The organism is Paenibacillus sp. FSL H3-0310 (assembly GCF_038002785.1).
GTDB lineage: Bacteria > Bacillota > Bacilli > Paenibacillales > Paenibacillaceae > Paenibacillus_AQ > Paenibacillus_AQ odorifer.
Genome location: NZ_JBBODC010000001.1, coordinates 3,792,277 through 3,807,866 on the forward strand (window position 1 = coordinate 3,792,277; position 15,590 = coordinate 3,807,866).

At 42.6% G+C, this 15,590-nt stretch carries 19 protein-coding genes; 3 read left to right on the forward strand and 16 right to left on the reverse strand.

Annotated elements, in window-relative coordinates; all coding sequences use genetic code 11:
- Positions 1-66: 66 nt before the first annotated feature.
- Complete coding sequence (locus MHH63_RS17150; protein ID WP_036689445.1) at positions 67-255, reverse strand: YqzE family protein; 189 nt, start codon at positions 253-255, stop codon at positions 67-69.
- Between the two features lie 183 nt (positions 256-438).
- Here MHH63_RS17150 and MHH63_RS17155 point away from each other — a divergent pair, with 183 nt between their 5' ends.
- The gene (locus tag MHH63_RS17155; protein WP_254847629.1) at positions 439-1,191 is read left to right on the forward strand and encodes an N-acetylmuramoyl-L-alanine amidase; all 753 of its coding nucleotides are present in this window, start codon (positions 439-441) and stop codon (positions 1,189-1,191) included.
- Here MHH63_RS17155 and MHH63_RS17160 read toward each other — a convergent pair.
- The 3 genes from MHH63_RS17160 to MHH63_RS17170 form a co-directional block, all read right to left on the reverse strand.
- Positions 1,178-2,038, reverse strand: coding sequence for a divergent polysaccharide deacetylase family protein (locus MHH63_RS17160; protein WP_341171837.1), 861 nt, complete (start codon positions 2,036-2,038; stop codon positions 1,178-1,180). The two genes, MHH63_RS17155 and MHH63_RS17160, sit on opposite strands and share 14 nt — an antisense overlap.
- 105 nt (positions 2,039-2,143) lie before the next feature.
- A complete protein-coding gene (locus MHH63_RS17165; RefSeq protein ID WP_341171838.1) occupies positions 2,144-3,229 on the reverse strand; it encodes a glycerol dehydrogenase in 1,086 nt (361 codons plus the stop codon).
- An 83-nt stretch (positions 3,230-3,312) separates the two neighbouring features.
- On the reverse strand, positions 3,313-4,056 hold the full coding sequence (locus tag MHH63_RS17170; RefSeq protein ID WP_248549236.1) for an SDR family oxidoreductase: 744 nt from the start codon (positions 4,054-4,056) through the stop codon (positions 3,313-3,315).
- A gap of 291 nt (positions 4,057-4,347) precedes the next feature.
- Here MHH63_RS17170 and MHH63_RS17175 point away from each other — a divergent pair, with 291 nt between their 5' ends.
- A complete protein-coding gene (locus MHH63_RS17175; protein ID WP_341171839.1) occupies positions 4,348-4,776 on the forward strand; it encodes a hypothetical protein in 429 nt (142 codons plus the stop codon).
- Positions 4,777-4,800: 24 nt separating this feature from the next.
- Here the strand turns inward: MHH63_RS17175 and MHH63_RS17180 are convergent, their stop codons facing one another.
- The 11 genes from MHH63_RS17180 to MHH63_RS17230 form a co-directional block, all read right to left on the reverse strand.
- Positions 4,801-5,391, reverse strand: coding sequence for a TetR family transcriptional regulator (locus MHH63_RS17180; RefSeq protein WP_076186459.1), 591 nt, complete (start codon positions 5,389-5,391; stop codon positions 4,801-4,803).
- A 454-nt stretch (positions 5,392-5,845) separates the two neighbouring features.
- A complete protein-coding gene (locus tag MHH63_RS17185; RefSeq protein WP_341171840.1) occupies positions 5,846-6,775 on the reverse strand; it encodes an alpha/beta hydrolase in 930 nt (309 codons plus the stop codon).
- A 68-nt stretch (positions 6,776-6,843) separates the two neighbouring features.
- Positions 6,844-7,251 carry a MerR family DNA-binding transcriptional regulator gene (locus MHH63_RS17190; RefSeq protein ID WP_076309880.1) on the reverse strand — a complete coding sequence of 136 codons (408 nt, stop codon included), beginning with the start codon at positions 7,249-7,251 and terminating at the stop codon, positions 6,844-6,846.
- 162 nt (positions 7,252-7,413) lie between these two features.
- Positions 7,414-7,839 (reverse strand): DinB family protein, encoded by a 426-nt coding sequence (locus tag MHH63_RS17195; RefSeq protein WP_340034295.1) that lies wholly within the window; start codon positions 7,837-7,839, stop codon positions 7,414-7,416.
- Positions 7,840-7,842: 3 nt separating this feature from the next.
- Positions 7,843-8,370, reverse strand: a complete 528-nt coding sequence (locus tag MHH63_RS17200; protein ID WP_076129975.1) for a HugZ family pyridoxamine 5'-phosphate oxidase — start codon at positions 8,368-8,370, stop codon at positions 7,843-7,845.
- Positions 8,371-8,414: 44 nt separating this feature from the next.
- A complete protein-coding gene (locus tag MHH63_RS17205; protein WP_076129974.1) occupies positions 8,415-9,194 on the reverse strand; it encodes an ABC transporter ATP-binding protein in 780 nt (259 codons plus the stop codon).
- A 1-nt stretch (position 9,195) separates the two neighbouring features.
- A complete protein-coding gene (locus MHH63_RS17210; protein ID WP_051491618.1) occupies positions 9,196-10,185 on the reverse strand; it encodes a FecCD family ABC transporter permease in 990 nt (329 codons plus the stop codon).
- Between the two features lie 16 nt (positions 10,186-10,201).
- Positions 10,202-11,239, reverse strand: a complete 1,038-nt coding sequence (locus MHH63_RS17215; RefSeq protein ID WP_081390516.1) for an ABC transporter substrate-binding protein — start codon at positions 11,237-11,239, stop codon at positions 10,202-10,204.
- A gap of 232 nt (positions 11,240-11,471) precedes the next feature.
- Positions 11,472-12,023 carry a GNAT family N-acetyltransferase gene (locus tag MHH63_RS17220; protein ID WP_341171841.1) on the reverse strand — a complete coding sequence of 184 codons (552 nt, stop codon included), beginning with the start codon at positions 12,021-12,023 and terminating at the stop codon, positions 11,472-11,474.
- A 26-nt stretch (positions 12,024-12,049) separates the two neighbouring features.
- Positions 12,050-12,751 carry a hypothetical protein gene (locus MHH63_RS17225; RefSeq protein ID WP_341171842.1) on the reverse strand — a complete coding sequence of 234 codons (702 nt, stop codon included), beginning with the start codon at positions 12,749-12,751 and terminating at the stop codon, positions 12,050-12,052.
- 196 nt (positions 12,752-12,947) lie between these two features.
- Complete coding sequence (locus MHH63_RS17230) at positions 12,948-13,319, reverse strand: hypothetical protein (protein WP_076129971.1); 372 nt, start codon at positions 13,317-13,319, stop codon at positions 12,948-12,950.
- Between the two features lie 166 nt (positions 13,320-13,485).
- Between MHH63_RS17230 and MHH63_RS17235 the strand changes: the two genes are divergently transcribed.
- The gene (locus tag MHH63_RS17235) at positions 13,486-14,733 is read left to right on the forward strand and encodes a S8 family peptidase (protein ID WP_341171843.1); all 1,248 of its coding nucleotides are present in this window, start codon (positions 13,486-13,488) and stop codon (positions 14,731-14,733) included.
- Here MHH63_RS17235 and MHH63_RS17240 read toward each other — a convergent pair.
- Positions 14,725-15,534, reverse strand: coding sequence for a class I SAM-dependent methyltransferase (locus tag MHH63_RS17240; RefSeq protein WP_339173052.1), 810 nt, complete (start codon positions 15,532-15,534; stop codon positions 14,725-14,727). The genes MHH63_RS17235 and MHH63_RS17240 overlap by 9 nt on opposite strands.
- Between the last annotated feature and the right edge of the window lie 56 nt (positions 15,535-15,590).

Below are 15,590 nucleotides of genomic sequence, written 5' to 3' on the forward strand. Positions count from 1 at the left end.
ATAACAAATAACCTTCCGCTGCCACCCTCAACAAGGCACTGGAAGGTTATTTGTTATTTGTGAAATTCAATCCTTGTCACTGTGGCTCCATTTGCTTCGCCAGATCGACCAACCAAGCGGAAGCATACCGAACCATTTCTGTGACCACGGCTGCTTTGTAGCCGCTCTACGAGCATGAATGGCACGCGGATCCTCGATATAAACAACTACCTTCTCAGTGATATACTTTACAAGCTCATCGCCGCCGGAAGCCATTTGTAACACCTCCTACATTGTAAGTGAATTAAGATAGCCAGCGTCGTTCCATGCTCTTAGTGTGCACCACCGAGCATATATCTAAACTCTTGTCTCGAATTGTTCGAATAGGTTTACCTATTAAAGCACAATCTAACAAAGAATCTAGGGCACGAGGTTATTCACATGCAAGGAGGAGTTCATTTGAACATTGGGAGAAATAAAGCTTATTCCAAGACAGCAGCTGCAATATGCGGCTTGCGTATTACTTTAACCACAGTTGGACTTCTAATGCTGTTTATGGGGAGTGCATATGCTACTGCAACTCCATCCAAACCCGTAGTGAATGATGAACGTCAGCATCTCTTAAGCCACGGCCACCGGATGATCTTAATTGATGCAGGACATGGGGGGATCGACGGAGGAACTTCCTACGGCAACATTCTTGAGAAGGATATTACATTAGATATCTCACGCCGATTATTTCTGCTGCTGCGCAGCGATGGATTTGACGTTGCCTTAAATCGTAATGGAGATTACGCCCCAAGCGATGAGAACCGCTGGCTGCGCAGTAAATCCCGGCATCTGCGCGACCTTGCCCAGCGTAAAGAGCTGGCTGAGACATTACCAGCTACTGTAGTGGTCAGCATCCATGTTAACTGGGCACCTTCACCATCCAAGCATGGTCCGCTTGTGTTATATCGCCAAGAAGGCCGCAGCTTTATTCTTGCCCAGACCATTCAGCAACAATTAAACAGTCTCTATAATATCCAGGCTGAGACAAGACCAGGTAAACCTTTTTATTTACTCAACAAAATAACCGCCACAACCGTAATTGTTGAGGCGGGTTTTGTAAGCAGTCCGACAGATCGCGAAAAGCTGTGCACCCCTAAAGGGCAACAAGAAATTGCTGAAGCAATTGCTGGCGGCATAGTAGCTTATCTTATGGAAGTGTAGGATTCGAGTTCCATTTCATTTCGTTTTTAACGAGATCAGAAATGCCTATAAATTCAACATCATCTTTTATTTGCTCCACACCGCTGCGGATGCCTGCGGCGGTTTCTTTTCCATATACACCAACATGACCGATAGTTACGCAGAATCGTTGATCCTTCGCCAGATTATTTACGAGACCCATTTGTTTCAGCACATGATTAGCTGTATGTGTATCATCCAAAAAGATATGGTTCTCTACGCGCGGCAGTCCCATTCGATAAGCCATATTACCAGCAACAGAACGGTAGTTGGTTTTACTATCCACAAAAAACAATCCCCGCTCTTTGCACACGGATAAGATCACACCCATAATCCGTTCGTCCCCAGTAATTTTAGAGCCCATGTGGTTGTTTATACCGATAGCATAGGGCACATTATCGAGCGCTGCCTCCACCTTTTGACGCACTTCCTCATCAGACATCTTAGCCAGTATAGCTCCGGGTCCAAGCCATTTAGGATTCCCTTGGCGGGGCTCCATCGGCAAATGGACCAGAACATCATCTCCGCGTTCATGCGCGCGTGTGGCATCCTTCACAGATGTAGGCAAAAAGGGCATAACCGCCACAGTAAGCTTTATTGGCAGCGAAAACATTTCATCCGTCCCCTTCATGCCATTGCCGAAATCGTCAATAATAATTACGACCTTATTACGTTGAGATGTCTTCTCTTCACTTGGTGTGTTTGTAGGGTTGTCTCTGGACTCGGCAGCTGAAACAGACGGTGGCATGGGAGCGATTAAAGTAACCATTAAAACAGCAACAGCAATCCAAATTAGTAAATAACGTTTGAACTTTCGACTGTCCTTCATCAAGAGGAACGCCTCCTTCGTCTTAAACAATTATTCTCATTGTTTGGTTCACGAAGGTTAAATATGTACGGGGAGGGTTCGCAATAATTTACAATCGGGCTTTTTCTATTGTCCCCGCGCGTCTGCGGCAAGAATTGCTTCCAGCACATCCACAGCTTTAACTTCAAATGGCATATTCCAGATGGGGCTATCCTCAGAACAGCTAGCTTCCGCCACCATCATCAATGGATCAATATCCTTACTGGTAATTCCAAGATCGTTGAGAGTAACGGGAAGACCGATTTTTTTGCAGAAACCAATCACCTGATCAATCTCTTCATATGGTGCTTTCTCCAGTACAAGCTGAATGATCGTAGCAAAAGCAACCTTTTCACCATGAAGAGTATTCCTGCATTCCTCATGCAGCGTCAATCCATTATGAATCGCATGCGCCGCAGCAAGTCCTCCACTTTCAAACCCAATGCCACTCAAGTAAATATTGGCTTCAATGATATGTTCCACCGCAGGAGAGGTGATGCCTTGCTTAACATCTTTTAATGCCGTTTCACCCTCTGCAAGAAGGGTATCCAGACAGGCACGAGCTAATGAAAGGGCTGCAATTGTGCTAGTCCCACCTGCGTGTGTAATAGCCCCAGATTCTCGACAAGCTCTTGCTTCGTAAAAAGTGGACAAAGCGTCTCCCATTCCGGCAACAAGTAATCTTGCAGGAGCTTTAGCAATGATATCGACATCTACGACAACCAGATCAGGATTTCTTTTTAATGGAAGATAACAGTCAAAGTCTCCCTCATCCGTATACAACACTGATAAAGCACTGCAAGGTGCATCCGTTGAAGCCACTGTGGGTACAATAACCACCGGGAGGTTACTCATGTGGCTTACTGCTTTTGCCGTATCTAAGGTCTTGCCGCCGCCAATCCCTATAATGACTTCGGTATCCTTCAAGCCAATTGCGGTTACTATCTCATTGACCTGATTACGGCTACACTCGCCCTTGAATTCACACATCACTAGTGGCATTTCGTTCATTTCAAAACTGTATGTGATCTCTTTTTTGTACACAGAGAAAATATAAGGATCAATAATGGCATAAGCTCTTGTCGCTCCTAGCTGCAAACAATAATCTCCCAGCTTACGAATTTCACCATGTCCTTGTATATATTTAGTCGGTGAGCAGATGATCTGCGTCATGTTTTCACTCCTCCTTTTATTTACATTCATATTAGAAGGATTGACCACATTCAGCTATTAAAAAGATCCCTTTAACCACCAGCTTAAATAAATCCACCATTCACACGGATCGTCTGACCTGTAACCCACTGTGATTCTTTGCTGGCTAAGAACAACACAATGTTTGAGATATCCTCAGGCTCGCCTAAACGTCCAAAGGAATTCATATTCCCCACGGTCGCAATCTCTTCCACTGATTTCCCTACGGTAAATAACTCCGTATTCACAGGTCCAGGTGAAACAGCATTGATAGTGATTCCTTTTCGTCCAAATTCTTTGGCCAGCTGACGAGTGATTTGTTCCACTGCTCCCTTAGTTCCTGCATAGACGCTGTAGGTCGGGAACATTTGACCCGTAACGGAAGTTGAAAAATTGATAATCCGTCCGTTATCATTCATATATTTAGCTGCTTGCTGGCAAGCAAAAAAGGTGCCTTTTACATTTATCGCAAACTGCTTGTCGAAATCTTCTTCCGTCATATTTAGTATCGGCTTCGTAATCATAATCCCGGCGTTGTTGACGAGAATGTCGAGTTGTCCATAGGCTTCTAGTGTGGTTTGGAATAATTGTTCAAGTTCTGCCACCTGGCTGATGTCTGCCCGAATAGCGACGGCCTCTCCACCCTTCAGGTTAATACCGGTTACGACTTCCTCTGCTTTGCCGGGGTTACTCGAATAGTTAACGACCACCTTCGCACCCTGTTGTGCCAAGTTCTCCGCAATCTCCCGGCCCATGCCTCTCGATGCACCTGTTACTAATGCTACTTTTCCAGCTAAATTCTGATTCATAATTACTCCTCCTATCACTTTGTCCTTCTTGTTGGTCTGATTATAAATCGATCGATTACAAATTACAAGTGACATTTTTTAATATTTGTCATTAATATTGGTTTTGCACACGGGATTTATACCGTTCATTCGCCCCTAGTTGCTCAATTCAGCCTAATCAACTGGATTTATACCGTTCATCTGCTGCTAGTCGCTCGATTCAATCAAATCTACGGGATTTATACCTCTCATTCGCCTCATTCGCCGCTAGTCGCTCGATTCAGCCTAATCTACGGGATTTATACCGTTCATTTGCTGCAACTCGCACAATTCAGCCTAATCTACGGGATTTATACCGTTCATTCGCCGCTAGTCGCTCGATTCAGCCTAATCTACGGGATTTATACCGTTCATCTGCCGCTAGTCGCTCGGTTCAGCCTAATCTACGGGATTTATACCGTTCATTCGCCGCTAGTCGCTCGATTCAGACTAATTTACGGGATTTATAGCGTTCATTTGCTGCTTGTCGCTCGATTCAGCCTAAACTGCGAGATTTATACCATTCATCTGCTGCTAGTCACACAATTCAATCAATTCAACGGGATTTATACCGTTCATCTGCCGCTAGTCGCTCCATTCAGACTAATCTACGGGATTTATACCGTTCATTCGCCGCTAGTCGCACAATTCAATCATATCTACGGGATTTATACCTCTTTAAGACACAAAAAAACCTCCTGAATATCAGAAGGTTTTAAGTAGATGTTACAAAGAAATCCCGGAAATAATCAAATCCCAAACGGAGGCGAAATCCTGATCAATCGTAGCCGACTGCCACTCTATAGCATGTGCTGGATGATGATACCGCGAAGTAGCATTAAAAATTGCTCTAGCCGTTACCACTGGTTCAACCACTCTATACTCTTTGGATTGTATGCCTTTTTCAATAATGCCTGCGATTTGCCCAATTAATTGATCTACGTGTAGGGTAATCATATCCACCGCTTCTAAAGTTACAGCTGCGTACATAGCAAACATTTCGGCATCATCCACAGCATAGGTGCGTTTACTACGAATCAGCGTATCCATCCATAATCGGAGCTGCTCTTTGGCATTCCCATCAAAATGCTCTGAAATATTCTTTAAAGGCTCTGAAATATTATACTGCAACCATCTTTCGGTTACGGCTTCTCGCAAAGCAGATTTACTGGAAAAATGTCTATACAACGTACCATGACTTACTTTAAGCACCTTCGCTACATCTACAACAGAAGTCTTGTCCGGGCCAAAACGCCGGAGCACTTGTTCAGCCGCGTCCAAAATGTTTTCTTTTGATAATGGAAGATCATTCGACATATGTATTCCCCTCGCTCTATCTCTGGTGGTAATTATCATAGCATATTATGTTCAAAAACGAACTGACAATATTACCACTTTGTCATTCGTTAAATCATTATCAGTATATACTCGCACCCAATTATTAAACTTAAGTCCCAGTTTAGTATCTTATTCTCCGTAGCCCCCGTACTACATGAATTCGGACTGAGGAGCCCTTATTTTCAGAAATCACCGTAATTCGCCATGCTATCGGACTCCAATGCAGCTATTCACCCAAATCCCCACCTTTTCAGCGTTCTTATGTGCCAATAAGAGCTGTGCAGTCCGAAAAGTTAGTCAAACGCGCCAAATTGAGCAAATAGCTGCAATACGGTCCGTTACGATGAAGAAGCCTAGTATCTAGCAATCCACCTTCTGCTAACCTACGATTTCACCAAAAAACCTCCTTGATCTCTCAAGAAGGCGGGGAATATCAGCTGCTTTTTTGCTCAATCCGATCTAGTCTCGTTCTAACAAACTTACCGACATTCGCAATCGCTTGCTGCGCCTCTGGCAGCATATAAGCTAAAAAGTGAAAGACACTCCACATGTTCTCCCATATTTCCAGTTCTACATGAACATCCGCAGCTTGTGCTCGTTCAGCCAACCTCGTTGCATCACTTAACAATACCTCGTGGTCGCCTACTTGAACAAATAAATCAGGTAATCCCTGCAAATCCAACCTTAAGGGAGATAATATAGGAGCTAGTTCTGTCCGAGCACCTAGATAAACATCAATTATTCGTTTATTTCCGTCTAAGCTGCCTGTTGGATCAAACTCCGCTCGACTCAGATACGATTCACCATCCAAATGGACGAGATCTGTATGTGGTGAGATTAAAAAAGCACCCGCCGGCAATTCTCCACCCGCATCCCGTAAAGTAATCAACGTCATCAGCGCAAGGCTGGCTCCAACAGAATCCCCTCCAAGCACGACATTCCCGGCAGAATATCCATTCGCGAGCAGCCACAGATAAGCGTCTATACAATCTTCATTAGCAGCCGGATAAGTAAACTCTGGTGCCAAGCGATATTCAATGATTAGGATCTTCGTGCCACTAGATTTTGCAATTCGTGTAACCAGATCCCGATAAAATTCACAAGTCCCCGAAATAAAACCCCCACCGTGGAAATAAAGGATCACTTCATCAGCGGGTGGAGCAGAATTCACAGGAATAATCCACTCTCCGCTTAAGGGTCCAATCATGACCCGCTCGACGATAACATCCGTAGGACTGGGCATGTTCGCAGCCGTCGCGGCCATCTCCTGCCGTATTTGCCCGATAGACTTGCAATCCAATCGGTTGCTTTGTCGCAAATAAACTTTGATCGCTGCAAGCTGCTCTGTACTTGTCTTTTCCATCTCGTAAATCCCTCCTACAATTCTTTTCAACTCAGATTGTAAAGGCTGTAGGAGACTACAAGGTCAAGTTAAGAATCCATTTTTAGGATTTCGAGCGTGGACTGTACGCCTGGATGTTTATCTGTGGCTAACAAATTTTTTCTCAAATCTGCGAGGGCTGTTAGTTTTATTTCCTGTTTTGCAATTTCGCCACGAACTCGATCCATTTTCTTATCCACAACATTTACAAAATCATCTATGCTAATGCCGCTGCTTTCAGATTTAGTGAGTGCCTTCTTAATTTCCTTTAAAGTGAAACCACACAATTTAGCATTATGTATAAAAACAAGTCGGCTAAACACCTCATCCGAATAAAGACGATAACCAGCTTCCGAACGTAAGGGAGTGCTAATTAATCCGAGCTCTTCATAATACCTTAACGTCTCCATATTCACATTCGCCATTTTGGCAATTTGGCCTCGCAAGTACTCTGTCATAATCAGTGCCCCCTTAGAATCCCCTATATTATACCAAACAGAGGCTGCAGAGGACATCAAAAGAACGTCAACAACTACCCAAACTCCTTTTTAAAAACTCCTTATTTACGCACAAAAAAAACGACATTTCTGCCGTTTTCTCATCAATCATTTCCCAATTCACTATACTTCACTTCGAACTGCATTTTTCTGTATAAGCGAAATCTGTCCGGCATGAATGCCTGTATGATACATAAGTCTGCCTATCGCTTCAAGCGGTGTAGATGTGCCAAAAGCCGACTCCACACTCACATTCCACGCTTCGTCCGGAAGCTCCTGCATCGCAGCAGTTAGATTCTCATTGGAAACAGTCAGCAGATCAACGAGTTCACTTAATGTAGAATATGTCGCCTTGTCGCCTTGAGGATTAGGTCTTCCAAAAAACCACTCTGCGAACATAAACTCAACCTCCGCATTATGCTGAATTAATCCCCCAATCGTAGAGTTCCCTAGCTTAAGGTTAAGATCTTCTTCCGGCAAAGCCTTCACCATTTTATGAAATCGCGTTTGCACCGCTTGCCAGATTGGCAACACTGAAGTGAAAGCCATAGATTATTTGCTCCCTTGTACAGTGGCTTCTTCGTCTTTTTTCTTGTCGATCACCACATGGTTGAACAGGTTCGCATCTACGTCGATGTCAAAGGCCAAGCCAAAACCAACAACATAACGCCCTTGGAGAGGGGTCAATTCAAACAATGAAAAATCCAATCCACGCAGCAAATTCACCATTGCCGCCCCATGATCAGCATTAAACAATTCAAAGATCTCCTCATGCCCGTCATTCCCGATATTGCTTGATGTGCAATTCCACCGCACACGTTCCGTTGCAAATTTATTATTCGTCGCAGACTCATCTGCAATTAGAAGCGCATCTACAAAATCGTTATTTTCCATATATCTGTAATGCTCGGCGATCTTACTAATGTAGATATACAGCTTGCCTTCATGCTTAACAAAAGGAGCATAGCTGATAAAAGGTTTTCCTTCGTCATCAATCAAGCTCAAAATCAGATTTTTACGATTCGCAATAAATTGCAAATAGTTTTCTTTATTTTTTTCAACATCTACAGGCTTCTTCATTATAAAATCCCTCCATTAATAGGTTATGTAATCTAGCCACGAATCTAGCGAACGGTACTTAGCAAATGAATACGAGGTTTCGTCTCTGTAGGAACATATTGAACTTCGGCATCCATTCGGTATATATCCCGGATCATATCGGTTGTCATAACTTCATTTGGTGTCCCATACATCGCTTTTTCACCCGCCTGCACCACAACAATACTATCACTATAGGTAGAGGCTTGATTGAGGTCATGCAACACCATCACGACGGTCATCCCCATGTCTTGATTTAGCTCACGTACTAACTCAAGAACTTCATGCTGATGCGAAATATCCAAGTAAGTGGTCGGTTCGTCAAGCAACATAACCAAAGGACGCTGCGCCAAGGCCATAGCAATCCAAGCACGCTGTGATTCACCACCGGATAACGAGGAAACGGCTCGATCCTTATAATCCTTTAAATGTGTCTTCTCCAGTGCCCAGTCGACAATGTCCATATCCTCATGATTTAATTTTTCGAACCATTTTTTATGTGGATACCTTCCATAGGAGACGAGATCGATCACAGTCATATCATTAGGTGCTTGGTTCTTCTGGCTCAGCATACACATTTTTCGAGCGACTTGTTTGGCAGTCATAGACTTTAGATCCGTACCCTCGAGTGTGACCGCACCCGTATGATATGGAATTAGCCGTGATACCGCCTTAAGCAATGTAGATTTACCTGAGCCGTTTGGTCCTATAATCGAGACGATTTCACCCTTTTTTACGGAAAAAGAGAAGTTGTTAATAATGTTTTTCTGCTCATACCGGATCGAAATAGAATCGACAGTAAACATGTTAGAACGCCTTCTTTCTCATCAGGTATAGAAAATAAGGTCCACCGATCACCGCCATAAGGATACCCGCAGGAATATCTAAAGGTGCAAATAGGGTACGTCCACCTGTATCTGCTATCAACAATACCAATGCACCAAGTCCCATACTCATCGGCAAAAGAAATTTATAGTCTGAACCCACCAACAATCGAGCCATATGTGGCACAACAAGCCCTACAAAGCCAATCATCCCAATAGCCGCTACAGAGATAGCCGCTAGAAATACTGCCAGCAAGGAAAGTAGAATACGAATTCGGTCCACATTTTCACCTAAATTCGAAGCTACCTGATCCCCTAAACGTATAATATTCGCCTTGCGGATCGCGAAAAAGGATAAGATCCAGCCTGCTATGGCATACGGGAAAACCATCATCAAAGCATTGTTCCCTTTAGCAGCCAGACTGCCGTTTAACCATTGGACCGCTGCCGGAAGTCTGTCGCTGTACATGATGGTCAGGAGTCCTATTAATCCCCCGCAAAGAGCATTCACAGCAACTCCTGATAAAATAATAGTGATGGGCGAAATACCGGTTCTTCTCCACGCTAATGCATATACAATCCCTGCAGCAATTAGTCCACCCACAAAAGCCGCAATTGGAATGAACTCCGTATATTGTGGGGCTGCAAGCATAATGACAAGCACACATGCAGCCGCTCCACTCGTTACACCGGTCAATCCTGGATCAGCAAGTGGGTTGCCCATCACGGCTTGCAGAAGAGCACCCGAAACCGCGATATTTGCCCCAATGATCATCGCCAGTAATACACGCGGCAAACGAATATCCCATATGATGGTCGCATTCACCGCTTTTGCCGCTGAACCAAAGATCGTGCTTAGGATGTCTGGTATAGGAATGTATACTGAGCCTAGTCCAATCGCAATTATAGCGGCAACGAGCGCAAGTGCTAACGTTACAATAACAATAATTCTGCTACGAGATGTATTTATCACTTGCTGTCTCCTTTAATTATTCATAGAAGTATTTTGCAATTTCGGTTAAGGCTGTCTCCGCGTTAATAATCGAAGTGACACCGAATACGCTGTAATCTAGAATGTTGATTTTGTTATTTGCATAAGCCGAAAGCTTTGTCCAAGTTTCATTTTTCTCTATTTCTTTTTTGAACTTATCCTCAGTCGCTCCGTGATCGCCTGAAGCGAGTACGAGAATGATGTCTGGATCAGCGGCTACAATGTTCTCCATATTGATAGGTGAGTAAGTGTCAGTAACTTGCAATACAGAAGTTGCGATGTTATCAGCACCAAGCTTTTTAACCAAGCTACCTAAATAAGATTTCTCACTCATAACCATAAAGGAATCTGCGGTTCCGATTACTAGCAGCACGCTTGGCAGTTCTTTGCCTTCGGCTAATTGACTCAGCTCATTTTCTTTGTTCAAAATCTTAGTTAAAGCAGCATTCATTTCATCTTTTTTATTAAAATAAGTGCCTAATACTTTGAGACTAAGCTTTAGATCCTCAAATGATTCTGTTCTCAAATATGCTTTTTGTAGGTCGATTCCTTCTAGCGATTTGTCCAAGGTGCTGCGAAGAGATTCCGCTCCCAGCAGCAAGTCCGGTTCGAGTTTGGTTACTACCTCCAGATCCGGCGCCATAGGTGATCCAATACGATCAATTGTTTCGAAATCAGCAGGGATTGGATTCGTTGAAGTTGGTACACCTACCGGTGTTATGCCGAGCAAATAAAGCATTTCTGTTAACGGTACAGAAGTTGTTACAATACGCTCCGGTACTTTGGCTGGGAATTGGCTTAACGCTTCGTTGAACAACGCTTCATCCACACCATCATTCTCCAGACTGTACACCTTGCCGGCAGCTTCCGCTGTATTTGCTACTTCTGTTGTTTTTGCTGCATTTGCTTCTTTCGATTCATTAGCAGTTGTATTCGTTACCGCTTCATTTTTTGGATTGTCCGCTGTATTTGTAGACGAACATGCAGTCATTGCCATAAGCGCTGCAATAACCAGTAGTACTAATATTTTTTTCAAAATCTATCCCTCCAAATATGTATATTTATACGTTTCATGTAGTGATAATGATTTTCATTTTCACTCATCGATTCCTATGATAATCGTTATCAATGAGAAGTGTCAAGAATTTTATTTTAATTTTAAATAAGAAGGAATTTCATTATTGTCCGTTGAAGCCAACTAGCATTTCTAATAAAAAAGCCACGCCCTATGGGCGTGACTTCAAATAGTGGTGTATGAAATCCAAGCGTTAGTTAGTAACTCCCGTATTTAATATCCCATAATGAATAAGGTCTACAAACTCATTCTCTTTATAAATATGCTGTAACAAAACGCCTTCTTTCAGCATGCCAGATTTTTGCATAACTCGTCCCGAACCAGGATTTGAAGCAAAGAATCTGGCGTACACTTTGTGATAATGTTTTTCTGTAAAAGCAAAATTAATGACCGCTTTTGTTGCTTCTGTAGCATATCCATTACCCCAGTGTTCCTCGCCTATCCAATATCCAAGCTCGCCATTTCTGTGTGTCCGGTTATTTCTCAAACCTATAGCACCATACAGTTCGTTTGTATTTTTATCAGTAATAGCGAATTCATATGAATTATCATTATTGAACTCAACTTCATGTGTTTCAATCCATGATAATGCACAATCAATAGGGTATGGATAAGGTAGAGTTAATGTACTTTTGTAAACATTATAATTATTGCAGAGCTCACTGACATGCTGTGCATCAGACAATGCAAAAGGTCTTAAAATCAATCTTTCAGTAGTAATTGTTCTCTTCTCTGAATTGTACAATGGTGTCCCCCCCGTTAAACTAAATATTATAAAACAAATACAAGCCAGATAAACAGAAAACTTGGCCACCACTGCTTGCCCGCTTTCACAAACAGCCAGCCAAATACCAAAGAAAAAGCAGTAATATACAAGCCGCTTTGCAGACCATGCGTCAAATGACCTAATCCCCAAGTCAGCATTAAACCTATTCCCCCATAAGGAAGAGAAGGATTCTTAAACCATACTTCTCCTGCACGCTGCATTAGCGCAACCAATAGTACAACTAGTACAGCTTCCACAATGTAATATATGTTTTGAACCAAGGCAACCCATATGCCCATAAAACCATGTTCTAACTTGAAGTTTTCATATTCTCTATAAATCTGTGGAATGCTCTCCCCATTAATCCAAAATTCCAACACAGCGAACAAAAAGCTTGATATAAAAGCTACAATTAACAAAGGAATGACCTTAGAGCTCCAATGAAAAGATATAACCTGTTCAATCAACTTCCTCTTCCTGAACCAAAGTAGAAACATCATAGCTCCTACTGCCCACAATAGGGTAACTATGCTCCAATGAACAACTAGTACGTACCAAGGGCTGACAAAAAAGTCGTCTATATTAAACAAATCCCCCCATAACCATTGATCTAATCCCATGATGAACATATCCATTCCTAACATTAAAATTATAAGCAGTCCTAATAAAAAATATTGAATACCTGATATATTCCCTTTTTCTTTCACGAAACCTCTCACCCGCCTTATATATTGTCCATTTTTGTACTATATTCCCAAAATTATGATGCTGAAAGTATGGCATCCCCTCAATCTGTTTGTCTGTAACAAATCACTCACTTGAATCAAAGTTAGAAAAATAAAAAAACAGCATGCATCGATATAAAATCGACGAATGCTGTTTACTTGACCTGGCTTGTCCAAACTAGAATCTAGCCACAAAAAATTCGCGGTCTGCGGGAACGTTAAAACTTCTTATAGTAGCTCCACTCTCATCTCTCAAAGTGAGAAGATAAGGTACCGATGTTAAGGTACTAATTGTTGGAAATCTAACTACACCAAATTCGTCAAAATCAGCAGTAACTGTTGTAGTTCCAGCTCTCAATGAAGCTGTCCACCCCGTAGTATCTTTAGGTGTACCCGTTGCATTTGTACCAATAGCAACAACAATAAATCTATCCAGAGTCTGTCTAATTCTACGTTTTTTTCTTGTAGGAGCTGCTTTCGCTTTTTTAGCCGCGAGAACTTTGCTAGCCATAACTGCTTTCTTGTTAACTGGTTTTTTAATAATTGCCATTTACTTCACCACTTTCTTTTTAGGATACGTTAGTAAATGCAAGAATCGTAAGGTTTGACCTCTCTTTCACCTACAAATCTGAAAATGTGTTAAATCCTAGTTTCATAGTTTCGTGTCCACTAGCTCTGCAGTGCATATAATACCTTCAAGAGGTGATTCATTACTAATGAACGGTCAAAAATGGCTAGAGCAATATCATTCGAAAATACAACATTCCTTGAGAAAAAGAGTTCAACGTTCCTATCTTCCAGGGCATAAAGCGAATACCATTTCAGTTATCATTAAATTCAAACAAAAAATAACTACAGCCCAGCTACAGTCTTTACAAAAGCATTTAAAATCCCACGACCTTCCGATCAGACATCATCTTCACCTGCTCAATTCGATATCATCCAAAGTTTCAAAAAGCTGCTTGAACCGGATGTGCCGCTGGGATGGAATCGAGAAAATTTATTTGGATCAAGTCAAAAAAACATCCCTTAATATAGCCACACCATCCATTGGTTCTACAACCGCCCAAAAGAAAAAGGGGCTTACCGGAAAAGGCATCAACATTGCCATTCTTGATACAGGGGTGTATCGGCACCCTGACCTGTTTCGCCCTGTTAACCGTATAGTTGCTTTTAAAGATTTTATCAATCATAGAAAACAGCCCTATGACGATAACGGCCATGGAACTCATATCGCAGGGGATGCAGCAGGCAACGGATGGATGAGTAAAGGAAAATACAAAAGCCCTGCTCCAGAGGCAGGGATAGTAGGTGTCAAAGTACTAGATAAAAATGGCGATGGATATGACTCCACAATCATTAAAGGAATTGAATGGTGTATTGCGAATCGGAGAAGACTTAATCTTCGTATTCTTTCGATGTCGTTCGGGGGTAAGGTGAATCTTCCTTGTTCAGATGATCCACTCTGCCAAGCTGTAGAAAAAGCAATTAAAGCCGGACTTAACGTTGTAATAGCTGCTGGAAACAGCGGCCCGGGACGCAGTACGATCGAATCTCCAGGGATTAGTCCTTCAGCAATTACTGTCGGTGCAGTGGATGACCGTCGCACGCTCACACAAGCGGACGACCGAATTACTTGGTTCTCCAGTCGCGGACCCGCACCGGGAGGAAGGAAGAAACCAGATCTCGTTGCTCCAGGCGAGACGATCATCTCCCTTCGTGCTCCACGATCCAAGTTGGATCGCGAGCTTCCTTATTTGCGGATAGCTAAAGATTACTTTGTGCTGTCCGGTACCAGTGTCTCAACACCTATCGTCTCGGGTGTGATCGCGCAATTACTCCAGAAGAACCCTTCTCTTACGCCTAAGCAAGTAAAATCCATACTAAAAAAGAACACGTATCGCCTTAAACTAAGTCCTAACACAGCAGGATGCGGTGAGATCAATGCGCGGTTTTTATCGTAAATCCGCTTCTTTTTTAAAGGCAGTAATGACGGAAACCGACAAATCCTCTGTAAATACACCTGTAGGTTCTATTTCTAATAAAGCTGATTTCATATCATCTTCAAAACATTCTAAGTTATCTCTAAATAATCGCTTAGAAGCATAAGACGTAGAATACAAATTTCCTAGTATCGAATCAACAGTCCAAGTGATGGAATAACTCGGTAATACCCGTCTTTTAACGTCTTTAAAACTGGATCGCTTTACAACATCCTCATGTCTTTCTTGGGGATGTTTATATGTACTTTTTCCGGCTATTCTTTCGTCACCCAACCAGCGTTTCACTACTTCCTCTACCTTTTGTTGCCAAGGTAACGGTTCTTGTTGTTCATTAAAAGTATCAATTACAGCAATACCACCGTTATCATCTAAACTATGATAGAGAACTTCAAGTATGGATTCTCGGTCCATCCAGTGAAACGCCTTAGCCATCATGATGAGACGAAAGGAACCCCAGTCATTGAATAGTTCTTCCGCTCTCCCCTGTTGCCAGCTAACATTCTCAACCCTGTTGTACTGTGATAACAGCTTTGCTTCATCTAGCATCTCTAGTTCAGTATCTACGCCAATGATTTCTTCGAACCAATCCGTAAACCTTAGCGCTAACTGCCCAGTACCACAACCTAAGTCCAGCAACCGGCCCTCTCCGTGAAGTGAGAATTTGTCCACTAGATATCGAATCAGTGAGGACGGATATAGCGGGCGATATCTGGTGTAATAGCTTGCAGTATCTTTGAACAGATCCGGACCATAATCATTCATAGCTGAACTCCCCCTTCTTTTTTACCAAGGACAAAATCATAGCAGATATGTTGTGC